Origin of the sequence: Williamsia serinedens, from assembly GCF_024171725.1 — a bacterium.
Taxonomy (GTDB): Bacteria; Actinomycetota; Actinomycetes; order Mycobacteriales; family Mycobacteriaceae; genus Williamsia_A; species Williamsia_A serinedens.
Map to the genome: position 1 here is coordinate 619,591 of NZ_JAMTCG010000002.1, position 22,162 is coordinate 641,752.

Below are 22,162 nucleotides of genomic sequence, written 5' to 3' on the forward strand. Positions count from 1 at the left end.
CCTCGAACGAGGACGACGCGGCGGGGTGGATCAGGAGCGCGGGAACCGCGCGAGGAAGTCGGTGGCGATGGTGTCGAAGTTCGTCCACCGCACACCGTCGTGGGAGTTGATGTGCTCGATGAGGCGCTCCAACATGAGGAGCACCTGCGGCCGCCCGGAGACGTCGGGGTGGATCGTGAACGTGAAGACCGCGTAGTCCTTCTCGCGGTAGACCCAGTCGAACTGGTCGCGCCACATCTCCTCGATGTGGCGGGGGTTGACGAACCCGTGGCTGTTCGGGCTCCCCTTGATGAACATCATCGGGGGGAGGTCGTCGAGGTACCAGCTCGCGGGGATCTCCACGAGATCGGTCTCCTGCCCACGGACGAGGGGCTTCATCCACTCGGCGGCCGGCTTGTCGTAGTCGATCGGCGTCCATGAGTCACCGACGCGCACGTAGTACGGCTCGAAGTCGCGGTGCATCAGGGAGTGGTCGTAGGTGATGCCGCGCTCGACGAGCAACTCGTTCGTCACGGTGCTGAACTCCCACCACGGTGCGACGTACCCGGTGGGGCGGTTGCCGGTGCGCGAGCCGATGAGATCGATGCAGTGGTCGAGGATCTCGGACTCCTGCTCGCGGGTCATCGCGATCGGGTTCTCGTGGCTGTAGCCGTGGAGGCCGATCTCGTGACCGGCGGCGACCACCTCGTCGAACTGCTGAGGGAAGGTCTCGATCGAGTGTCCGGGCCAGAACCATGTCGCCGGCAGGTCGTACCGCGCGAGCAGCTGGTTCAGGCGCGGGACACCGACCTCACCGGCGAACACGCCGCGCGAGATGTCGCCGGGCGAGTTCTCGCCCCCATAGGAACCGAGCCATCCGCCGACGGCGTCGACGTCGATCCCGAACGCCACGAAGATCTCTTTCGCCATTGTCCTAGTCCTCCTTGATGTCTGCGTAGATGTCGATCAGTGATCGGATGGGGTGCACGGTCGTGAGATCGTGGGACAGCCAGAGCGCCAGCAGTATCCGGAGCTGGGTGGCAGGGAGCCCGGAGGCGGTCGGCACGCCCGCCGCGACGAGGTCGGCACCACCGCCCTGGCCGTAGACCCCGACGACGGGCCCCTCCGGCACCCGGGTGGAGAGCACCACGGTCATGCCGCGTCCGAGCAGCGCGACGACCGCGTCGACGACGACCGGGTTCGCGTTGCCGATCCCGGTGCCGGCGAGGACGACACCCCGGGCACCGGCGGCGGCGGAGGCGTGGACCAGCGCGTCGTCCGCGCCGGGATACATGGTGATGAGGTCGACGCGCGTCTCGTCGAACGAGGTGCCGGGGCGCGGCAGGGGCTTGGGTCTCCGCGGTGCGGCGGTGAGGGAGACCCCGGACCGGTCCACCGTCCCGAGTTGTCCGCCGACCACGGTGTCGAACGCGTCGAGCGCGGTGGTGTGGACCTTGCGTGTGCCCCGGGCGGGCAGGACGCGGCCTGCGAAGACGATGAGCGCGCCGAGGTGTCGCGCGGCGGGGGCCGCGGCGACGAGCACCGCGTCGGTCAGGTTGCGAGGTCCGTCCCCGTCGGCCGCGTCCCCCGGTCGTTGTGCGCCGGTCAGGACCACGGGCCGCGGGTCGTCGTGGACGAGGTCGAGGAGGATCGCCGTCTCCTCCATCGTGTCGGTGCCGTGTGTGATGACGACGCCGTCGACACGGTCGTCCTCCCGTCCCAGCACGTCCCTGACGGCGTCGCAGATCCGACGGAGGTGGCCGAGGGTGAGCCGGTAGGAGCCGACGGTCATGAGGTCGACGTACTCGATCTCCACCCCTGGGACCTCGGACCCGCCCAGGAGGCTCGCCCCGCCGCGTCGGGCGACGACACCCCCGTCGGTCGACTCGGACGCGATCGTCCCGCCGGTCGCGATGACGGCTACGCGTCGCATCGTGGCCGGTCCATGCGCCGGACGGCGCGTGTGTTCGGTTGCATGCGAGACAGTGAAGCAGCACACAAACGTTTGGCGCAATCGTTTGCGTAACATCCGTCAAACGTTTGTGTAAATCGCCTCGTAACGCGTCCGGTTCGGTACGCTGTCGGCGATGAGAGGGAGGCGAGAGCGGTGACCGTGTCACGCCAGGGGCCTCTGACCCTCCGGATGATCGCGTCGGAACTGGGCGTCAGCGCGTCCACGGTCTCCCGTGTCCTGAACACCCCGGGCGACGCGGCGCTGCGCTGGGGCGCTCCCGAGACCGTCGCGCGGATCCGCGCATTCGCCGAGGAGCACGGCTACTCGCCGAATCCCCAGGCGTCGAGCCTGCGCACGCGGCGCTCCGGTCTGATCGGGGTCCTCGTCCCGCGCCTGCAGGACTACGTCCTCGCGACGATCTACGAGGGGATCGAGGAGGCTGCCACCGAGTCGGGGTTGTCGACGTTCGTCACCAACTCCCTCGACGTGCCGGCGAACCAACGAACGCGGACTCAGATGATGATCGACCGTCGCGTGGACGGGATGATCTTCGGCGACGCACATCTCGACCATCGGTTCCTCGACGAGATGCGTGACCGCGGAGTGAAGTTCACCCTCGCGTCCCGCCGAGCAGGGGACCACCCCTCCGCGACCACCGACGACGTCCGTGGCGGCGCGTTGGTCGGCGACCACCTCGCCGATCTCGGGCGGACGGATGTCGCCGTGCTGGCCGGCCTCGACTTCGCGTCGACGGCGCGGGACCGCACGGCCGGACTGGTGGGCGCACTCGCCGCCCGCGGGGTCGACGTCCACCCTGATCGCATCGTGCACTCCGGGTTCGACCCGGCGGGCGGCCGCATCGCGGCCGAGCGCATCCTCGATGCGGGCCGGGTTCCGGATGCTCTCTTCGCCACCAACGATTTCGCCGCCCTCGGGGCGTTCGGAGTCCTGCGCGAGCGCGGCATCCGCGTCCCGGACGACGTGGCACTCGTCGGCTACAACGACACGCCTCTCGCGGCGGGGGGCGCGGTGGCGCTGACGACCGTCAGGTCACCGATGCACGAGATGGGACGCCGAGCCGTCTCGATGCTTCTCGAGGTCCTCGCGGGCGGACACCCGGAATCGGTTCTGCTCGAGCCGGAGCTGATCGTGCGGCAGAGCACGACCGGCAACTGAACGGCCCCACCCCCCGTGGGCGCCGGGGCGGCGTCAACTCCTTCCGAGATGACGGAGGATGCGGACACGATCATGTGTGTCGACCGATCCTCGACCGATGTCCCACACGAACAGACTCACCGTCCGCGAGATCGTCGACGAGCTGACTGCCGTCCTCGGCACCGACCAGCACGACGTCCACACGACCGTCGTCGTCGACGGTGGTGACCCGGTCACACCGTCCCCGCACCGTCTCGCCGACGCGATGTCGGCCGCCATCGCGACATTCGGTCTGCAGATGGCATCTCTCGCCGAGGCCGTCGGCGCCCCGCCGCAAACGGTGTCCGTACACGCGGCCGAGGCCATCGACCAGCTGCGTGCCGCTTGCCTGACGTCCGTCTCGGGGGTGCCGATCGGCGTGCTGGTGGAGGACCCCCGAGCACTGGGCAACAACGACTTCTACCGGTGCGCCGACGACCGGTGGATCTTCCTCATCACCACCTTCGCGGGTCTCCGGGATGCGGTGTGCGGGGTCCTGGATGTCCCGCCGCTGCCGGAGCGGATCGCCGCGGCGGCGCGGTCGTGGGACGCGTTCGCGCTCGAGGACGCGATCTGCTCGGCCGGGGGCGTCTGCGCCGTTGTCCGCAGTGCGGAGGAGTGGGCGGCCCACCCCGCCGGCCGCCATCTGATCGGCCGCCCGGTCGTCGAGATCGAACGGATCGGCGACGGACCCCCGGCTCCGCTGCCGCGCGGCGCAGGTGAGTCGTTGCTGGAGGGCATCCGGATCGTGGACCTCACACACGTCATCGCGGGCCCTGTCTCGACGAAGCTGCTCGCCGAGCACGGTGCCGACGTACTGCACGTGACGCGACCCGACCTGCCCGACCCTGTCGGCATGGTCGCGTCCACCGGCGGGGGCAAACGCAACGCCTTCGCCGACCTCCGTCGTCCCGAGCACCGCGCGGCGGTCGAGGAACTGCTGGGCACCGCGGACGTCCTGGTGACCGGATATCGCGACATGGCCCGGTTCGGGCTGTCGGCCGCGGCCGTCGCGGGATCCCGTCCGGGGACGGTCGTCGTCGACTACCACTGTTGGGGGGCCGACGGTCCGTGGGCGGACCGCGGTGGATTCGATCAACTCGCCTGCAGCGCCACCGGGTTTGCCGCAGAGGAGGGATCGGAGGGCGTGCCGAGCCTGCCACCCACCCATCTGCTCAACGACTACCTCGCGGCGTACCTGGGGGCGGCGGGAACCGTCGCAGCGCTCCGCCGACGATCGATGGAGGGAGGCTCGTGGCGTGTCCGGATCACCCTGGCGTCGGTGTGCTCGTGGGTGCGAGAGCTGGGCGCGGTGACCGGGTGGACCGACCTGGACATGCCCGGCGACCCGGTCATCGAGCTCACGACGCAACCCACCGTCTTCGGCACCGTGACCGAGCCGGCGGTGCCGTTCCGCATGTCACCGGCGGGTACGCCGGGGCATCGACCGCCGACGCCGCTGGGGAGCGACACCCTGCGCTGGATGTCGTCAGGGTCGGTGTGAGAGCTGTGTGAGCAGACTCCGCGCGGCGGCCTCGAGGTGCGGGACCCGACCGCCGCGCGGACCACGCCGGGCGGTGAGCAGCAACGCCACGCTCGGGTCGCTCGTTCCGACGGCGATCGCAGCGATGTCCGGATCGGCGAGGCCGTCACTGCGCGCGATGCCCTCCCGGCGAATGGTCGCGATCTCGGCGTCGAATGCCGCCACCGCCGTCGGGTCCTCGGCGCGCAGGGCATCGAGCACACGATCGCGCGGGGCGTTCTCCGCCCGGGCGAGCATCAACCGGCCCGCCGCCGTCCGGAGCGCCGGACGCGGGCGATGATCGTCGGCGACCGCCTGGATGCGGCCGGGGGCGCGTGGACCCGCGTGGTCGAGATAGTGCACCGCGTCGCCGACGAGGACTGCCAGTGTCAGCGGCGCGCCGCACTGCCGGCTCAGTCGACCCAGCCGGGCGTGGTCCACACCTGCCGGACGCGTCGTCCCGCCGATCACCGTGAGCGTGTGTGCGCGCCATCCGAGAACGTAGCGACGGTCGACCAGACGCAGGTGGCCCAGTGCCGTGAGCTCATCCAGCAGATCGTGCGCGGAGCTGACGGGCGCTCCGGCCGCATCGGCGATCTCGGTGAGTGACAACGGCCGCGGGGCGCGGGCGACGGCGTCGAGCATGGCGTCGGCTCGCCGGAGCGACCGGTTGCTCACCGACGGAGGGCACCCAACACGTCGGCGTGGGTGATCCAGCCGACGACGCGGGCGTGATCGTCGTCGAGTACGGGCAGCCCGGTGGTGCCGTGGGCGGCGAGTGCATCGAGCACGGCGTCGACGTCGTCGGTTGCGGTGATCGGGTCGGGGAGTGAGGTGATCTGCTCCACGGTGACCGCGCGGGCGTGGGGGATGCGTATCGCCTCGGTGACCGCCCGGGACGTCACACATCCGATGTAGCGGCCGTAACCGTCGAGGACCGGGAGCATCGCGTGGTCGGCGGCGGCGAGCGCGTCGGCGGCGTCGTCGAGGGCGAGGTCCGCGCGGAGCGTGGGGGGTGAGGCCGAGACCACCTGCGCCACGGACAATTCGGTGAACGGGTCGCGGTCCGGTGCGCGGTCGATGTCGATGCCGCGGCGCAGCAGCTTGCGCGTGTAGATGGTGTCCTCGGAGATGAGTCGCGACACCCCGGCCGCCATGGCGACCGCGAGCATCAGCGGCAGGATGATGCCGTACTCGCCGGTCAGCTCGAAGATGATGACCACCGACGTGACAGGAGCGCGGGTGGCCCCGGCCAGTGCTGCTGCCATCGCCACGAGGCCGTAGGCGCCGGCGTTGCCGACGATGCCGGGTGCGACGTCGTGTCCGACGAGACCGAACGCGCTGCCGGCCATCGCCCCGACGAACAGCGTGGGCGCGAACACTCCCCCCGAACCGCCGATGCCGATGGTGAGGCTGGTGGCGAGCATCTTCGCGAACAACAGGCCGATGAGAACGGCGACGATGTAGTGGCCCTCGACGGCCTTCTCGAGGATCGGGTAGCCGACGCCGTACATCTGCGGGACGCCCAGGAGAAGACCGCCGAGGAGCAGTCCGCCGACGATCGGTCGAGCCCACTCGGGCCAACGCCACGCCCAGTCGCACAGGTCCTCGATGAGGTAGAGGACGCGCGAGAACGCCACACCGAGTACGCCGACGACGAGACCCAGCGCGATGTACAGGAGGTATTCGACGGGGTGGTCGACGCTGAAATGCGGCAGCTGCAGGAAGGTCTCGTTGCCCAGGATCGCGCGCGCGACGATGCTCGCCGTGACGCTCGCGAGCACGACGGCCCCGAAGGACTCGGCCGCGAACGTCCGCAGGATGAGTTCCAACGCGAAGAACGGCCCGGCGAGCGGGGCGTTGAACGTGGCGGAGATGCCGGCGGCCGCGCCGCACGCGACCATCACCTTCAGTCGCTCGGCGTCGAGGCGGGTCCACTGACCGACGGTCGATCCGAGCGCCGACCCGATCTGCACGATCGGGCCCTCGCGCCCGACCGACCCGCCGCCACCGATGCACAGCGCGGAGGCGAGTGCCTTCACGATCGCGACCCGCGGGGCGATCCGACCACCACGTTCGGCGACGGCGAACATGACCTCGGGGACGCCGTGGCCCTTGGCCTCGGGGGCGAACCGGTAGACCAGCGGGCCGTACAGTGCGCCGGCGATCACGGGTGCGAACAGCAGGAACCAGATCCCGAGCCCGGGGAAATGCGGGCTCCCGACGCGACCCGCGTCGGAGAAGTCGTCGGTCCCGGTGAACGCCCAGGTGATCGCCTCGATCAGGTAGCGGAAGCCGACCGCGCCGAGACCGGTGCCGAGTCCGATGACGACGGCGAGGGGTACCAGCGCGGACCGTCCGGTCCGCAGCCAGTCCGCCACTCCGCCGGCGGTCACCCGACCTCCCCGCGGTTCACGCCGAGGACGCAGAACTCGTTGCCCTCCGGGTCGGCGAGGGTGACCCACCGGGCGTCGTCGGGCTGGCCGACGTCGACGTGGCGGGCGCCGAGACCGATCAACCGCCGGACCTCGTCGGCGGGAGTGGTCGACGCGTCGGCGCGGAGATCGAGGTGCAGACGGTTCTTCACGGTCTTCGCGTCGGGCACGGTCAGCAGGTCGATCCCGGGTGCGTCGGGGTCGGTGGGGCCGATCCCGATGTCGGGGCCGTCGACGTCGCGGACCACCCAGTCGAGTGCGGCGCACCAGAAGTCGGACAGCAGGCGGGCGTCGTGACAGTCGACGGCCACGACTGCGATCCGGCTCGGCATGGGGTGACCGTAACCGAGTCCGATTCCCCGGGCGCGCGCACGCCAGGTCGTCGTCACCGGTCCCGTCTAGGATCGCCGCGTGCCGTTCCACCGGTTCCTCGAGCGCCATGTCCACGACGAGGCCGTCGCGATGGGCAAGGCCCGCCGCGACGACGTCCCCCGCTCGGCGCTCGCGGAACGCAGCACCGCGCAGCGTGACGTCGTCGACCTGGTGCGGCGCCAGCACGAGGGACGCATCCCCGAACTGATCCCTCTGCGGGTCGCGCGGATGAGCGAGTCGCCGTTCACCTTCTTCCGCGCCACCGCCGACATCATGGCCACCGACCTCGCCGGCACGCCGACGACCGGCGTCGACGTGGTGATCAGCGGTGACGCACATGTGGGGAATTTCGGGCTGTACGCGAGCCCGGAACGTCGGATCCTGTTCGACCTGAACGACTTCGACGAGTCCGGTGTCGGACCGTGGGAGTGGGACCTCAAGCGTCTGGTGACCAGCGCGGTGCTCTGCGCCCGCGCGGACGGTGCCGACCGCGACGACCAGCTCGACCTGGGGGCGCAGGTCGGTGAGGCCTACCGGCGTGCCATCCGCCGGGCGTCAGGGGAATCGGTCCTCGACCGGTATTACACGGCCGTCGACGCCGAGGAACTCGCCGACTCCGGCCCGGGCGCGGTGGCCGAGGTGATCGAGGAGGCGCTGGCGAAGGCGCGTCGGCGTACCGCCGCGAGCATCGTGGACAAGATGACCGAGGTCGGACTGGACGGTCGACGGCGGATCGTCCCCGACCCGCCCATCGTGGTGCCGCTGTCCGGGCAGGACCCGGCGACGGTGCAGCTCGCCGGTCAGCGCGTCGACGAGATCTTCGCGCACTACCTCGGGTCGCTGCGCACGGACGTGGCCCTCCTGCTGTCGCAGTTCGAGATCGTCGACGTCGCCCGCCGCGTGGTCGGTGTGGGGTCGGTCGGCAACATCGCCCTCGTCGTGCTGCTCGAGGGCCCGTCGCGGGAACCGATGGTGCTGCAGCTGAAGCAGGCGGCGAGATCCGTCCTGGAGACCAACGGCGGTCTCGTCGACGTCATCCCGGAGACCGAGGACACCCCGGCTGTCGCCCGCGACGCCGTGCGGGTGGTCGCGGCCGCCCATGTGCTGCAGGCGAACTCCGACCCGTTCCTCGGGTGGACCGCGTCCCGGGAGGGCGCGTTCTACTGGCGTCAGTTCCGGGACATGAAGGGGTCGATCGACGCGAGCGACCTCGGTGCGAAGGAGCTACGGCGCTACGGCCAGCTGTGTGCTCGATTGCTGGCCCGGGCGCACAGTCAGAGCCCGGCGTTCGGTCAGATCGCCGGGTACCTCGGAAAGAACGACTCCGCGCAGGTGGCGGTCGCACGGTGGTCCGTCGACTACGCCGATCAGGTCGACGTCGACTACCGCACCTTCCTCGACGCGGTCGCCGTCGGCGAGATCTGATCGGCCGCCCGCGACCCACGGTCCGGGCGCGTCACGTGCACCTCGTCGACCGGCACGCGATGTCCCTCGTCGCACACGATGTCCACGTGGACGGGTGCCTCGCACCCGACGTGCCGGAAGTCCAGCGGGGCGCCGTCGTCGAGGAGATGCTCGGCGCCCCAGTCGTAGAGGGCGAGGATCACCGGGGCGAAATCCGTGCCCGCGGGGGTCAGTCGGTACTCGTGACGGGTCCGGGTACCCGGCTCGCGGTACGGCACCTTGTGCAGCAGTCCCGCGGCGGTCAGTTCCTTGAGGCGCGCGGCCGCGACCGCCTCGGTGACGCCGACGCGGTCGACGAAGTCGTCGAAACGACGGGTGCCGTAGAGCGCCTCCCGCATGATCAGCAGCGCCGAGCGGGTGCCGACGACCGACAACGTCGCCGCCGCCGGGCACCCGTCGGCACGCCACGCGGACCGGCGGGCGAGCGGACCTGTCGGGGCGAGCACCGCCCCGTCCTCTGTCGAACTCATGTGCTCACTCTAGCTTGACAAAACCAATGTCAGCATCCGAGCATCTGACTATGACAAACTCAAGCCTGCCCGCCCCGGCAGGGCGTGCTCGACGGGAACCGCTGGCCCTGGCCGTCCTGTGCCTGGCCGCGTTCATGGCGAGCCTCGACGTGTTCATCGTCAACGTCGCGTTCGACGCGATCGGCCAGGACTTCGGCGGGACCGATCTGACGACGTTGTCCTGGGTGCTGAACGCCTACGCGATCGTCTTCGCGGCATTCCTCATCCCGGCCGGGCGGCTCGTCGACAGGTACGGGCGCAAGGGCGGTTTCCTCCTCGGGCTCGGCGTCTTCACCGCCGCGTCGATCGCGTGTGCTGTCGGTCCCGGTGTGTGGTGGTTGGTGGCGTTCCGGGTGGTCCAGGCCGTCGGCGCCGCGATCCTGACGCCGGCGAGCCTCGGCCTGGTGGTCGCTGCGGCACGTCCGGAGCACCGCGAGCGCTCGGTGCGCATCTGGGCTGCGACGGGTGCGCTGGCCGCAGCCTTCGGCCCGGTCGTGGGCGGCCTGCTCGTCTCGGTCGACTGGCGGTGGGTGTTCCTGGTCAACGTGCCCGTCGGTGTGGCGGCGATGATCGGCGCGTGGCTGGTGGTCCCGTCGTCCCGGGAGCTCGTCCCGACCCCCTTCCCCGACATGCTGGGCGCGATCGCCGCGGTCGTCGGCATCGGTGGGTTGACCCTGGCGCTCGTGGAAGGGCCCGACTGGGGGTGGGCGTCCACGCGGTCGGCGGTCGTGTGGGTGGTCACGGTGGTCGCCCTGGGAGTGTTCGCGATCAGCAACGCGCGTCACCGGTCGCCCCTGTTGTCGACGGCGCTGTTCCGGGTGCGGGCGTTCGCGTGGTCGAACGTCGCCGCACTGCTGTTCGGCGTCCCGTTCGCGGCGGGGTTGCTCGTCAACATCCTGTGGCTGCAACAGGTCTGGGGGTGGTCGGCCATCGCGACCGGCTTCGCCGTGGCCCCCGGTCCGATGATGGTCCCGATCTTCGCCGCGGTCGCCCACCGTCTTGCCGCTCGGATCCCGGTCGGCCTGGTCGTGGCCGCGGGGTGCCTGCTGTTCGCGGCGGGTGCGGTGCTCGTGTCGGTCTCGGTCGGAGCGGACTCCGACTACGCGGCGGCGATCCTCCCGGGGTGGCTCATCGGTGGCATCGGCGTCGGGTTGGCGTTGCCGTCGATCCTCTCGTCGGCGACCGTCGACCTACCTACGTCGCAGGCAGCGGCGGGCAGCGCGACCGTGTCGATGGCGCGACAGGTCGGGATGGTGCTCGGCGTCAGCCTCGTCGTCGCGACGGTGGGTGCACCGGTAGGGTACGCCGCTGCGCACACCGCGTTCCAGCACGCCTGGTGGGCGACCGCCGGTGTGGCCGTCCTCGCCGCGGTCGCGGCGATCTTCATGACGCCCGCACGGGCGGCCGTGTCGACGCCCGATGCTGCGCCGGCGACCGCTTCGGTCTGACGCACCCCGGCCCACGCCGCGCCGTTCGTTGGGCACCAGGAACCGTTCGATGGGCAGCAGGAACCGTTCGTTGGGCGGTTGGAGCAATCGGTTGGGCGGTTGTGACACAGTCGCTTTTGCGTCGGGATGTCTGTCGAACCCCTCGTGTACACATGTCCGTATGGAGCTCACCGGCATCGTCGACGCGCAGGACGCGCTGGGCGAGATGCTGACTGTGCTCGGTCGGTTGCCCGCGGCCGACACCGAGGTCGCGGCGATCGATCTGATCTCCCTCGCGGAATCGGTGAAGTCCTCGTGTGCCGCGGTGCAGGCACAGCAGACGCTGCGTCTGCAGGAGTTGCGGTCGGCAGCCGAGGCGAAGGCCGGGGTGCCGGTAGAGCGCCGGTGCCGCGGGTTGTCGGCAGAGGTGGCGCTGGCTCGGCGGGTGTCGGGCAACGCCGGCGGTCGGCATCTGAGATTCGCGCGGGCGATGGGCGAGATGCCCAACACCTTCGCCCGCCTGCGGGAGGGGTCCCTGTCCGAGTGGCGGGCGACGATCCTGGTCCGCGAGACCGCCTACCTGCAGGTCGAGGACCGTCGGGTCATCGATCACGCGCTGTGCGCCGATCCGGCGACGCTCGACGGGGTGGGCTACCGCGCGCTCGAGGCGCTCGCCAAGCAGATCGCCTACCAGCGAGACCCGCATGCGGTGGTCGACCGCAACGCCTCAGCGCCGAAAAATCGCTGCGTGTCCATGCGTCCGAAACCCGATGCGATGGTGCAGCTCTCAGCGCTCCTACCGATGACGGCCGGAATCGCGGCGTACGCCGCGCTCAAGCAACACGCGGACGGGCTCGTCGGCGTTGGTGACCGGACCCACGCGCAGATCATGGCCGACACCCTCCTCGAACGACTCACCGGCAAGCCTGCGGTGGAGGACCTGCCCGTCGCGGTCGACGTCGTGATCGCCGGTGACGCGCTCGTCGGGTTCTCCGACGCCGCGGCGGACGTTCCCGGTTACGGCCGATCCCGGCTGACACGGCGCGGTCGCTGATCACCGACGCCCTCGACGCCGATTCGCTGGTCACGCTGCGTCGGCTGTTCGCGAACCCGGATTCCGGCGCGCTGGTCGCGATGGAATCTCGGGCCAGGATTTTCCCGTCCGGGTTGCGGCGGTTCATCACCCGACGCGACGTGTCGTGCCGGATGCCCTACTGCGACGCCCCGATCGCCGAGATCGACCACGCCCACCCCCACGCCGACGGCGGATCCACCGACAGCGCCAACGGCAACGGCCTGTCGGACCCACAACCGACAGAAACAGAACCCCGGGTGGCGGGTGATCGCGGCAATCACCGACGACGGCACCCACGAAGCGCTGGTCCGCACACCGACAGGACACGAACACCGCTCCCGCGCACCCGCGCGGAACTCCGATGCGGCTGCGTGACCCGGTCGGCTCAGACCACCGATCGGAAATGGGTGATGAGCCGGAACCCGTCGAGCTGGTGGAAGGCGATCCCTGCGGGCTGCGTCGCGTCGACGATCCCCTCGCCCTCGAACGGGAGCTTCAGAGTCGCGGACACACCCGGCGCGATCACGAGAGGTCGGCCGGCGAAGGTGGTGACCGCGCCGGTGTGGGCATGGCCGCACAGGGACCCGACGACGTTCGGGTGGCGTGCGATCAGATCGGCGAGACGGTCCTCGCCGATCTGGCGGATGCCGTCCATGAACGGCATCCCCAGGGTCACCGGCGGGTGGTGGAAACACACGACGACGGGCGTGTCCGCCCCGGCCGCGACGATCTCGGACTCCATCCACCCCAGGCTCGCATCCGACAGCCACCCGTCGTCGCGGCCGGGGATCGTGCTGTCGCACATGAGGTAGAGGACACCGGCGACCGTCGCCGACCGGTTCAGCGGCAGGTCGGTCGCCGCGCCCGCGAGCAGTGCCCGCGAGAACTCGGGCCGCCGGTCGTGGTTGCCGGGGATGACGAGCGTGGGAACCCGCGCGGCACCGAGGATCTCGGCTGCCTCGGTGTTCTGGGCCGGTGTCCCGTCGTCGGTGATGTCCCCGGTGACCACGAGGACGTCGATGCCGTCGGCGCGGGCGTTCACGTGGTCGACGACCGCGCAGATCCGGGACCGACGCGCGGCGTCACCCGTCACGTGCAGGTCGCTGATGTGGGCGATCACGGTCACGCGGGACATGATCACAGATCGCCGGGAAGCTTGTCCCGGCGGATGCCGCGCCAGCTCGGGTGCCGCAGATGCCCCGCTGTCGTCCAGTCCATGAAGCGCACCTCGGCCACCACCTTGGGCAGCACCCACACCGCGTCCCGCTCGATGGGCCGGTCGAGGCGTTCGAGGAACGGTGAGGTCTTGCGCCGGAGTGGTTCGAGCTCGGCGGTGAGTTCGGCCAGCTGGCGTTCGGTGAGACCGGTCCCGACGCGCCCGATGTAGCGCAGTCCGGTGTCCTCGGGCAGCCCGACGAGCAGCGACCCGATGGTCGAGGACCGGTTGCCCTTGCCGGGGCGCCATCCACCGACGACCACCTCGATGTCGCGCCAGTTCTTCTGCTTGCGCCACGTGGTCGACCGTCGTCCCTGCTGGTAGACCGAGTCGCGCCGTTTGGCGACCACACCCTCCCAGCCGCGGTCGCGGCTGTGGGTCATGGCCTCCTCGCCGGAGCCCTCCAGCACAGGGGGTACCTCGATGACCGGGTCGCGCGCGAAGAGCGGGGCGATCTCCTCGAGCACGGCCCGACGATCCCGCCACGGCTTGCGCAGCAACGAGGTGCCGTTGAGGAACAGGATGTCGAAGACGAGGTAGCGGACGTCGACCTCGCCGTCGGCGGCGGCGCGCCCGGTCAACAGGGTGAAGTTGCTCCGACCGCTCGCGTCTATCGCGACGGCCTCCCCGTCCAGGATGACGTCGAGAAGACCGAGATCGTCGGCGAGCGAACCGAGTTGAGGGAAGTCGGCGGTCATGTCGATGCCCGAGCGACTCCGCAAGCGGAGGGCGCCGTCGGTGTACTGAGCGAGAATCCGATATCCGTCCCACTTGCCCTCGAACGCCCAGTCCGTCGCGTCGAGAGCCTCGACGGGTTCCAGCGTCGCGAGCATCGGACGCGGATCCCGGAGGCTGTCGGGGACGATCGGCCGCGGCTCGTCGGACATGAGGTGCGCGAGCCAGTTCTTGTCCCCGGTCCTGATGAGTGCGTACCGGCCCTGGATGCGCTCGCCGTGCAGCCGCACGATGACCTCGTCGTCGCGCCACTTCTCGGTCTCGAAGGTGCCGCGGTCCCAGATCTCGACGTGGCCGCCGCCGTACTCGCCGGCCGGGATGTCGCCGGCGAAGTCGGCGTAGTCCATCGGGTGGTCCTCGGTGTGCACCGCGAGTCGGTTCTGGCCGGGGTCGGTCGGCAGGTTCTTGGGTACGGCCCACGAGACCAGGACGCCGTCGTGCTCGAGGCGGAAGTCGTAGTGGAGACGTCGTGCGTGATGTTCCTGGATGACGAAGATCGGTCCGGCCGGGGGCTCGGAGTCTTCGACGTCGACGTCCTCGCGGCTGTCCCCGAACGGTTCCGGGGTCCGGGTCTTGTCCCGCTTGCGGCGGTACTCGGAGAGGTCGACGACGCCGGGTGCCACCGGGTCGACCGCGTCGTCGGCGGGGGTCGTCGGGTCCGGTATCGCGATGTCGAGGTCGGCGAGCAGGTCACCGAGGTCGTCGACGCGCGTGAGCATCTCGGCGAGCGAGACGTGGGCGATGTCCGGGTCCGCCAACTCGTCCCAGGTGCGGGGCGCCGCCACCATCGGCGCGTCCCGGCCGCGGAGTGAATACGGCGACAGCGTCGTCTTCGCGCTGCTGTTCTGACTCCAGTCGATGAAGACCTTCCCCGCGCGGACCGCCTTGGCCATCACGGCGGTCACGTCGTCCGGCCTCTCGGCCGCGAGCGCCGTCGCGATCTGTTTGGCGACGGTGCGCGCGTTGTCCGACGTGACCGTGGCGGGCAGCGGCGCGTAGACGTGGATGCCCTTGCTGCCGCTGGTGACCGGGTACCCGACCAGTCCTGCGCCGTCGAGGATGTCGCGGACGAGCAGCGCGATCTCGGCCGTCTGGGCCAGCGTGACGTCCGGCCCGGGGTCGAGGTCGAGCACGAGACGGTTCGCTCGGCGGTCGGCCTTCGCCAGCGGCGCGTCGTCGACGGGGAAGGTCCACTGCGGCACGTGCAGTTCCAACGCGGCCTGCTGCGCGAACCAGATCAGGTCGGCGCGGGACGTGGCGAGGGGGTAGGTGGCGGTGCGGTCGCTGTGCTCGATCACTCTCCGGCTCAACCACTCCGGTGCGCTCGTCGGGAGGTTCTTCTCGAAGAACGGCTGCGCTCCCGTGCCGTCGGGCCAGCGTTTACGGGTGATCGGTCGCCACCACAGGTGCGGCAGCACCAGCGGCGCGATGTGGTCGTAGTACTCGATCACCTCGGCCTTGCGTGTACCTGTCGCCGGGTACAGCACCTTGTCGAGATGCGTCACCGACACCGTGCGGCCGTCGACGTCGAGCGTGTCCGCCATGCCCCCAGTGTCCCAGGTCGCGGCCCGGGCGGGTGCGGGCGCGGGGGTGGCTCAGACCGCCGGTGCGGCTGTCTCGTGGGCGATGATGTCGGCGATGCGTCGCGCGCGGGACTCGACGTCGGTGCGGTGGCCCGCGGACCACAGCATCAGCACCAGGACCTCCGCGGTGAGGGACTCACGGGTCCCACCGGCGGCGAGGATGTCGGCGACGAGCCGGTCGGCGAGCGCACGGTCGTCGGTGCCGTACGTGGGTCGACGGCTGAGATTGATCGTCATGGGAGCGCCTCCGGTCCCGCGGTGGCGCGTCGTTGCAGCACCGGGTTTTGGATCACCATAGGTCAATGTGCGATCACAAAGGTGTCATCTGAGCGGATGACCGCGCTCAGGCGTCGAGAACGAGGCGTGCGGTCATCTCCCGACGGCTGGACACGCCGAGCTTGGCGAAGATCGTCTTCAGGTGGTCCTGCACCGTGTACGGGGACAGATGGAGCGTCGCCGCGATGTCGCGGGTGTGCGCGCCCTGCAGGACCTGCAGGGCGACGTCCTCCTCACGTGCGGTCAGCCCGTGCGCGGCCAGAGCCATGCGACTGACCGCGGCCCGCGAGGTGGGTTCGACGGTGACCACGACGTCGGGCACGGTCGCGACTCCGTCCAGTGGCGCGGTCCGGACACTGAGCCACGTGCCGTCGCGCGTGAGGGTCTGCGTGGTGAGCGGTGCGCCCGATGTCCGCGTGGAGGCGACGACGGCGAGGATCCCCGGGGGCAACTGACCGTGGTCGAGACCGCCGAGGACATCGACGGCAGCGCGCGCGCCGGCCGTCATGTGGGTCACCCGGTCTGCTGCATCGACGATGACGACGGCTGGCCCGCCGCGGTCGGGGCCGGCGTGTGACCCTCCCGGTGGCGGCAGCCGGAACAGCGCGCGCTGCACGGCGTCTGCGACCACGGCGCCCGTCGCCGCGATCACGGCGGCGTCGGCAGGCGTGAACGACGGTTCGTCCGCGCGCCGATAGAGCGCGAGAACCGCCCATGTCGCGGCCCGACCGAGAAAGCATGCTCTGAGCTCGTCGCCGAACCCGAACACAGGTGACATGAACTCGCGGTGACGACGGCATCGTGACAGGTCGCCGTCGGTGTCGATCGACAGGATCGCGACCGGTGGGTCACGCCGGGCGATCTCGTCGAACTTGTTGATGTCCGGCGCCCCGTACTCGGCGGCCGCGAAGTCCACGTCGCCGACGCCGAGGTCACGCGTCTTCGACGCCCAGGTGAGGACACCGGTCGTCGGGTCCGTGGTCGCGAAGCACGCGAAATCGAAGTCGATGTGACGACGTGTCGCGGCGTACACGCGGTCGGCCACATCCTCCATCGACGACGGCGCCGCGAGGTCGCGCGCCAGACGATCACGGAGCGACAGGGAGGGGGCGGGGCGTGCCATGCCGGCACTGTCGCACGGCTGAGCGGGTCCCGACACGCGACGACGCGGATTCCCCACATTTCTGGGATGGGCCGCGTGACCTGCGCTTCCTACCGTCATCGGCATGACATCACCGAGCACGATCCCCATCCCCGGACCCATCCCCGACCTGACGCACCGGCATCGCCACGACCGGCGGTGCTGGTGGGATCACCGCGACGCGCGGTGGCACTGCGGTGCCACCGCAGGCACCACCGACGGGTCGATTCGATGACCGCGGCGCAGAACACCTCCGCTGTCGACGTCCGCGACATGCTCGTCGTGCACACCGCGCTGCTCCGTGAGTTCCGACTCGCGCCGGCCGCGGTCCGACGGGTTCGCGACGCCGACACCCGGCAACGCGACCGCGTCGACGAACACCTCGAGCTGTTGTGCACGTTGATGCACCACCACCACGAGGGTGAGGACGAACTCCTGTGGCCGCTTCTGCGCGAGCGGTTGACCGGCGAGGACGCGGCGATGCTCGACGTCGTCGAGGCGCAGCACGCCGGCATCGACACCGCACTCACCCGGGTGGAGGACGCCCGCTCCGGGTGGTGCGAGGCGGTCGACGCCACGACCACCCGGCGCCTGGCGTCGGCGCTCGAGGACCTCTTCGACTCCCTGCGGGATCACCTGGAGGTGGAGGAGCGATCGGTGCTGCCGCTGGCGGCGGTCCACCTCGAGCCCGCCGAGTGGCATGCCGTCGGTGAGGCCGGCGCGGCGTCGGTGCCGAAGTCGGCGATGCCCCTCGTCATCGGGATGTTCGCGTACGAGGGCGATCCGGCCGTCCTGCGGGACATGCTGCGCCCGGCCCCGGCGCCGATCCGGGTGCTGGTGCCCCGCATCGCGCCGAGGGTCTACGCCCGACGTGCCCTCGCCGTCCACGGCACCCGCACACCCTGACCCCGAGATCACCACCACCACAGGCAAATCCGGTCATATCACAAGGAGAGAACCATGACCATCACCGATCACACCGCACCCGTCCTCGACGTCCACGATCTCCACCACCGGTGGGAGGCGGCGTTCAACGCCGGCGACATCGACGCGATGATTTCGATGTACACCGACGACGCGATCATCGTGCCCGGACCCGGTGCACCCGAGGTGCGCGGCACCGCGGCGATCCGTCAGGCACTCGTCGACTTCGTCGCGCTGGGCGGGACCATCACGGGGACCGACCGGTTCTGGCTCGTCGCCGACGATCTCGCGCTCGGCAGCAGCGCGCATCAGATGAGCGGGGGCCATGCGCCCGACGGAACACCGATCGATCTGCACGGCATCACGTCCGAGATCGCCATCCGCGACGACGAGGGCGCGTGGCGCTTCGTCATCGACCACCCGTTCGGCGGATCCGACCAGGGCTGAGGGATCCGACAAGGGCTGCGTCGCACCAAGAAGCCCGCAAGGTTCCTGCAAACAGGGTCGGCGACGGTGGGGACATCACCACCTCAGAGAAGGAACGACACGATGACCGTCACCGACACGACCGTCCAACGCATCAACCCGACCCCGTGGTCGGAGGTGTTCGGATACGACCAGGCACAGGTGCGGCCCGCCCCCACCCGACTGCTGGCCCTCGCCGGCCAGGGCCCGGTCGACGACACCGGCGCGCTGCGACACGTCGACGACATCGGCGGGCAGATCGACCTGACCCTGACGAACATCGAGACGCTGCTGGAGCTCGCGGGGATGGGCTGGCCCGATGTCGTGCGGCTCGCGATCTACACGACCGACATGGACGGTGTGCTCGCCGAGTACGCCCGGATCAGCACGCGTCTGGCGGCCGCGAACGCGTCTCCGCCGGCGACGCTGCTCGGGGTGGCCCGGTTGGCCCTGCCCGGTATGGCCCTGGAGATCGAGGTCACCGCGGCGCAGTGAGAGACCGCGCGGGGTCCGTCAGCGCGTCCAGACGGACTCCGCGCCGGTGTCACCGATCCGATAGACCCAGATCATCGCGAGGACCGCGAACACGACAGTGATCACGGCCAGCGCGATCGACCCGACGCGGACCGCGCCGGCCGGCGCCGACGGGAGACGATTCATCACGACGGGACTGTTCACCGCCCAGAACAGCACCACCGCGACGAACAGCGGAGCCACGAAGTAGATCATCTGGTCACCGAGTTCCGTGTGCTGTTCCAAGACCGGATTGGGCCGGGTCACCTTCTCCAGCGACTCACCCGCCGACGTCGTGAGCGGGGTGATCACCACCGCCACCAACCCGACGATCGGCACGATGATCCCGAGCTTGCGGCGCGCCGCGGGCCACACCACGGTGAGGATTCCGAGGAGTGCGAGCAGTGGGATCGCGACAACCGCGAGATGGACGAAGAGCGGATGGGCGGGTATCCCGTTGATGGAATCCATACGCGTGATGCAAGCAGAGTTTTGTTGAGAAATGGCTGAAACAGGTGAGCCTCACCTGGGTGAGGGGTACGGGAGTGCGCATCCTGGTGGTCGAGGACGACCGCAACGCGGCCGAGACGCTGCGGCGGACGTTGGTCGCGCAGGGGTGGGCGGTCGACGTCGTGCACGACGGGGACACCGGCCTCGCGCGCGCCACTCATGGCGACTACCACGCGGTCGTGCTCGACATCATGCTGCCGGGACGCAACGGGTACGAGGTGGTCCGCGAACTCCGACACCGCGAGGTGTGGACGCCGGTGATGATGCTGACCGCGAAAGACGGTGAGTACGACCAGATCGACGCCTTCGACCTCGGGGCCGACGACTACCTCGTGAAGCCGTTCCCGGTGCACGTGATGGTGGCTCGGCTGCGTGCGCTCATCCGTCGCGGAGCCCCGGAACGTCCGTCGGTGCTCACCGCGGGGTCGCTCGTCCTCGACCCCGCAGCACACACCGTCTCGCGGCGCGGGACGGAGCTCGCGCCGACGCCCCGGGAGTTCGCGGTGCTCGAGTTCCTGATGCGCAATGTCGGTGTCGCCGTGAGCAAGGCGGACATCCTCCACGCCGTCTGGGACGCTCATTTCGAGGGCGACGAGAACGTCGTCGAGGTCTACATCGGCTACCTCCGCCGCCGTATCGACAAACCGTTCGGATGCGCCTCCATCGAGACGGTGCGCGGGGTCGGCTACCGACTCGTCGCCGTGGACTGAGCATCCTCGATCCCGTCGACGGGAATCGTCAACCGGGCGCGGGTGCCGCCGAGCGGAGAATCGTCGATCGTCAGCGACCCTCCGTGGGCGCGTGCGATCTCGGTGACGATGGCCAGCCCGAGGCCGGACCCTCCGGCGTCCCCGCGTGACCGGGCCTCGTCCAGACGCGTGAAGCGTTCGATCACACGACCACGGTCGTGCGCGGGGATGCCGGGGCCGTCGTCGTCGACGTCGATCGTCGCCACCCCGTCGGCATAGTTCTGCGACATCGTGATCCGGACCGAGGTGCGAGCGTGTCGCACCGCGTTGTCGGTGAGGTTGCGGAGCGCGCGAGTCAGCGCCTCGCGATCACCGCGGACGCGGATCGCGTGGACCTCCGCGGTGACGGTGACCGGGGTGTCGTCGCGCAGCCTCCGGACGTCGGCGTCGACGACGTCGTCGAGGTCGACGTCGGACATCGGAAGAGGTGTCGCGCTCTCGTCGGATCGGGCGAGCAGAAGCAGGTCGTCGATCAGGTCGTGCAGGCGACGTGCCTCCGGCAGCAGCACCTGCGCCACCGTCGCCTGGTCCACACCGTCCCCGCGAGATGCGGCGAGGTCGAGAAGACCCAGCAGGGTGACCAGCGGGCTGCGTAGTTCGTGGGAGGCGTCGCCGACGAACTGCACGTGCCGGCGGTGCGCCGCGTCGAGGCGGTCGAGCATCGCGTTCATCGTCTCGGCGAGGTCGGCGATCTCGTCCCGCGTCGTGGGGACGGGGACACGCTGGTCGAGTCCGGAGCCCGTGATCGCCGCGACGCGGGCCCGGATCCTCTCGACGGGGGCGAGCGTTCGGCCGCTCAACACGTAGGTCGCGACCGCGATCATCACCAGGATCAGCGGGAACACCGCGGCCACGATCGCCGCGACGATCAACAACACCCGGTCGATCGGTCCCTCGGCCGCGGCGACGATCACGGTCACCACACCGCCCGGGGTGCTCACCGCCCGCGCCGTCGCCCGGTACTTCGTGTCGTCGTCGCCGGCGATCCTGGCGTCGTCGAGGGTCCGCGTGGACCCGGCCGCACCCGGCGCTGCGAGCGGGACGTCGCGGTCACCGGGGGTGGCGACGAGGACGCGTCCGTCGGCGTCGACGACCTGGATGAGGTCGATACTCGTGGTCGGGGCGAGGACACCGGCGTCGAGCGACGCGACCGGGGTGGTGCGGAGCGCGTCGGCGATCTCCGATGCGCGAGCACGGGTGACCCCATCGGCGGTGCTCAGCAGCGACTGGTGCAGGACGAGGAGCATGACCCCCGCAGCGATCGCCAGCCCCACCGCCAGCAGCGCCGTGGCCACCACGGTGAGCCGCACGCGGACGCGGGCGAGCCGCGTGCGTGCGCCCGCGACGACGCGGTGGAGGGACAGGGCCATCCCTGCAGCGTAGATCCCTACAGCTGGGTGAGGAGCTGACGCATCGTCGCGATCTCACGCTGCTGGCTGGTCACGATCGACTGTGCCAGCTGCTTCGCGTCGGCATTCTTGCCGGCGCGGATCTCGTTCTGCCCCATGGTGATCGCCCCGCCGTGATGCTGGATCATCTGGTTGAGGAACAGCTTCGCCGCGTCTACCCCCTGCGCGGACCGCAACGTGTTCATGTCGTCGGCGGACATCATCCCGGACATCGAACCCTTGTCCATGGTCCCGTGGTCCATCGAGCCGTGATCCATGGACATGCCGCCGTCGGCGGAGACTCCCCACGACGACGCCCACCGCTTCATGGTGGTGATCTCCGGGGCCTGTGCTGCCTTGATCTCCTGTGCGAGCGACACCACGCGGGGGTCGATGCCGGACTTCGCGAGCAGCATGTCCGACATCTGAACGGCCTGCTCGTGGTGCGGGATCATCATCTGCACGAACATCGCGTCGGCAGCGTTGTGTGACCCGGCCGACGCCGTGGCGGAGGCGGAGGACGAGGCTGCGGGTGCCGACGTGTCGCTCGACGAGGTCCCGCAGGCGGTGAGCGCGATGGTCGCGCCGGCGGCGAGTGCGGTCACCGCCAGCGCTGCGCGTCGGACACGGCGAGGACGAAGGGTGTTCTCAGTCATGCCCTCGATGATCGGACCGTGGTGTCGAGGACTGGTTCTCGAATCATGGAGATTCGATGGAGATCGGTGATCGGC

General features: G+C 70.1%; 23 protein-coding genes. 10 read left to right on the forward strand and 13 right to left on the reverse strand.

From position 1 onward, the window contains the following. Window positions 1-30 precede the first annotated feature (30 nt). Window positions 31-909, reverse strand: coding sequence for a polysaccharide deacetylase family protein (locus tag LX12_RS06475; protein ID WP_253653692.1), 879 nt, complete (start codon window positions 907-909; stop codon window positions 31-33). Between the two features lie 4 nt (window positions 910-913). Continuing rightward, a complete protein-coding gene (locus tag LX12_RS06480; protein ID WP_253653693.1) occupies window positions 914-1,912 on the reverse strand; it encodes an asparaginase in 999 nt (332 codons plus the stop codon). A gap of 210 nt (window positions 1,913-2,122) precedes the next feature. Between LX12_RS06480 and LX12_RS06485 the strand changes: the two genes are divergently transcribed. Together LX12_RS06485 and LX12_RS06490 are read left to right on the forward strand one after the other, a co-directional pair. Further along, entirely contained in the window at window positions 2,123-3,109 is a 987-nt protein-coding gene (locus LX12_RS06485; RefSeq protein WP_253653889.1) for a LacI family DNA-binding transcriptional regulator, read from the forward strand. Between the two features lie 97 nt (window positions 3,110-3,206). Then, the gene (locus tag LX12_RS06490) at window positions 3,207-4,631 is read left to right on the forward strand and encodes a CoA transferase (RefSeq protein ID WP_253653694.1); all 1,425 of its coding nucleotides are present in this window, start codon (window positions 3,207-3,209) and stop codon (window positions 4,629-4,631) included. On the opposite strand, the gene LX12_RS06495 is transcribed toward LX12_RS06490, so the two are convergent. The 3 genes from LX12_RS06495 to LX12_RS06505 are packed head-to-tail and all read right to left on the reverse strand — an operon-like array spanning window position 4,617 to window position 7,416. Then, window positions 4,617-5,327, reverse strand: coding sequence for an IclR family transcriptional regulator (locus LX12_RS06495; protein WP_253653695.1), 711 nt, complete (start codon window positions 5,325-5,327; stop codon window positions 4,617-4,619). The genes LX12_RS06490 and LX12_RS06495 overlap by 15 nt on opposite strands. Beyond that, entirely contained in the window at window positions 5,324-7,045 is a 1,722-nt protein-coding gene (locus tag LX12_RS06500) for a chloride channel protein (protein ID WP_253653696.1), read from the reverse strand. The genes LX12_RS06495 and LX12_RS06500 overlap by 4 nt, the downstream gene beginning before the upstream one ends. Then, window positions 7,042-7,416 (reverse strand): VOC family protein, encoded by a 375-nt coding sequence (locus tag LX12_RS06505; protein WP_253653697.1) that lies wholly within the window; start codon window positions 7,414-7,416, stop codon window positions 7,042-7,044. Before LX12_RS06505 ends, LX12_RS06500 begins: the two co-directional genes overlap by 4 nt. Window positions 7,417-7,495: 79 nt before the next feature. On the opposite strand from LX12_RS06505, the gene LX12_RS06510 reads away from it, so the two are divergent. Continuing rightward, window positions 7,496-8,881 carry a DUF2252 domain-containing protein gene (locus LX12_RS06510; protein ID WP_253653698.1) on the forward strand — a complete coding sequence of 462 codons (1,386 nt, stop codon included), beginning with the start codon at window positions 7,496-7,498 and terminating at the stop codon, window positions 8,879-8,881. Here the strand turns inward: LX12_RS06510 and LX12_RS06515 are convergent. Further along, window positions 8,839-9,390, reverse strand: coding sequence for a winged helix-turn-helix transcriptional regulator (locus tag LX12_RS06515; protein ID WP_253653699.1), 552 nt, complete (start codon window positions 9,388-9,390; stop codon window positions 8,839-8,841). The two genes, LX12_RS06510 and LX12_RS06515, sit on opposite strands and share 43 nt — an antisense overlap. A gap of 50 nt (window positions 9,391-9,440) precedes the next feature. Between LX12_RS06515 and LX12_RS06520 the strand changes: the two genes are divergently transcribed. Together LX12_RS06520 and LX12_RS06525 are read left to right on the forward strand one after the other, a co-directional pair. Continuing rightward, window positions 9,441-10,877, forward strand: a complete 1,437-nt coding sequence (locus LX12_RS06520) for an MFS transporter (protein WP_253653700.1) — start codon at window positions 9,441-9,443, stop codon at window positions 10,875-10,877. 160 nt (window positions 10,878-11,037) lie between these two features. Next, on the forward strand, window positions 11,038-11,910 hold the full coding sequence (locus LX12_RS06525) for a 13E12 repeat family protein (RefSeq protein WP_253653701.1): 873 nt from the start codon (window positions 11,038-11,040) through the stop codon (window positions 11,908-11,910). A 406-nt stretch (window positions 11,911-12,316) separates the two neighbouring features. Here LX12_RS06525 and LX12_RS06530 read toward each other — a convergent pair whose 3' ends face one another. From LX12_RS06530 to LX12_RS06545, 4 genes are all read right to left on the reverse strand, one after another. Further along, entirely contained in the window at window positions 12,317-13,057 is a 741-nt protein-coding gene (locus LX12_RS06530) for a metallophosphoesterase (protein ID WP_253653702.1), read from the reverse strand. Between the two features lie 11 nt (window positions 13,058-13,068). Then, on the reverse strand, window positions 13,069-15,426 hold the full coding sequence (locus tag LX12_RS06535) for an ATP-dependent DNA ligase (protein ID WP_253653703.1): 2,358 nt from the start codon (window positions 15,424-15,426) through the stop codon (window positions 13,069-13,071). A 51-nt stretch (window positions 15,427-15,477) separates the two neighbouring features. Next, complete coding sequence (locus LX12_RS06540) at window positions 15,478-15,702, reverse strand: hypothetical protein (RefSeq protein WP_253653704.1); 225 nt, start codon at window positions 15,700-15,702, stop codon at window positions 15,478-15,480. A gap of 106 nt (window positions 15,703-15,808) precedes the next feature. Further along, the gene (locus LX12_RS06545; protein ID WP_253653705.1) at window positions 15,809-16,864 is read right to left on the reverse strand and encodes a response regulator transcription factor; all 1,056 of its coding nucleotides are present in this window, start codon (window positions 16,862-16,864) and stop codon (window positions 15,809-15,811) included. Window positions 16,865-16,967: 103 nt separating this feature from the next. On the opposite strand from LX12_RS06545, the gene LX12_RS06550 reads away from it, so the two are divergent. From LX12_RS06550 to LX12_RS06565, 4 genes are all read left to right on the forward strand, one after another. Continuing rightward, window positions 16,968-17,117: a hypothetical protein gene (locus tag LX12_RS06550; protein ID WP_253653706.1), complete on the forward strand. Its 150-nt coding sequence runs from the start codon at window positions 16,968-16,970 to the stop codon at window positions 17,115-17,117. Then, complete coding sequence (locus LX12_RS06555; protein ID WP_253653707.1) at window positions 17,114-17,788, forward strand: hemerythrin domain-containing protein; 675 nt, start codon at window positions 17,114-17,116, stop codon at window positions 17,786-17,788. Before LX12_RS06550 ends, LX12_RS06555 begins: the two co-directional genes overlap by 4 nt. Before the next feature lie 54 nt (window positions 17,789-17,842). Beyond that, entirely contained in the window at window positions 17,843-18,253 is a 411-nt protein-coding gene (locus LX12_RS06560; RefSeq protein ID WP_253653708.1) for a YybH family protein, read from the forward strand. Between the two features lie 102 nt (window positions 18,254-18,355). Beyond that, a complete protein-coding gene (locus tag LX12_RS06565) occupies window positions 18,356-18,766 on the forward strand; it encodes a RidA family protein (RefSeq protein WP_253653709.1) in 411 nt (136 codons plus the stop codon). Window positions 18,767-18,784: 18 nt separating this feature from the next. Here the strand turns inward: LX12_RS06565 and LX12_RS06570 are convergent, their stop codons facing one another. Further along, the gene (locus LX12_RS06570) at window positions 18,785-19,255 is read right to left on the reverse strand and encodes a DUF2231 domain-containing protein (protein WP_253653710.1); all 471 of its coding nucleotides are present in this window, start codon (window positions 19,253-19,255) and stop codon (window positions 18,785-18,787) included. Window positions 19,256-19,329: 74 nt separating this feature from the next. Here LX12_RS06570 and LX12_RS06575 point away from each other — a divergent pair, with 74 nt between their 5' ends. Beyond that, the gene (locus tag LX12_RS06575) at window positions 19,330-20,004 is read left to right on the forward strand and encodes a response regulator transcription factor (RefSeq protein ID WP_253653890.1); all 675 of its coding nucleotides are present in this window, start codon (window positions 19,330-19,332) and stop codon (window positions 20,002-20,004) included. On the opposite strand, the gene LX12_RS06580 is transcribed toward LX12_RS06575, so the two are convergent. Both LX12_RS06580 and LX12_RS06585 read right to left on the reverse strand, forming a co-directional pair. Next, window positions 19,980-21,413: an ATP-binding protein gene (locus LX12_RS06580; RefSeq protein ID WP_253653711.1), complete on the reverse strand. Its 1,434-nt coding sequence runs from the start codon at window positions 21,411-21,413 to the stop codon at window positions 19,980-19,982. The two genes, LX12_RS06575 and LX12_RS06580, sit on opposite strands and share 25 nt — an antisense overlap. 17 nt (window positions 21,414-21,430) lie before the next feature. Next, window positions 21,431-22,087: a DUF305 domain-containing protein gene (locus tag LX12_RS06585; protein ID WP_253653712.1), complete on the reverse strand. Its 657-nt coding sequence runs from the start codon at window positions 22,085-22,087 to the stop codon at window positions 21,431-21,433. Window positions 22,088-22,162: the final 75 nt, after the last annotated feature.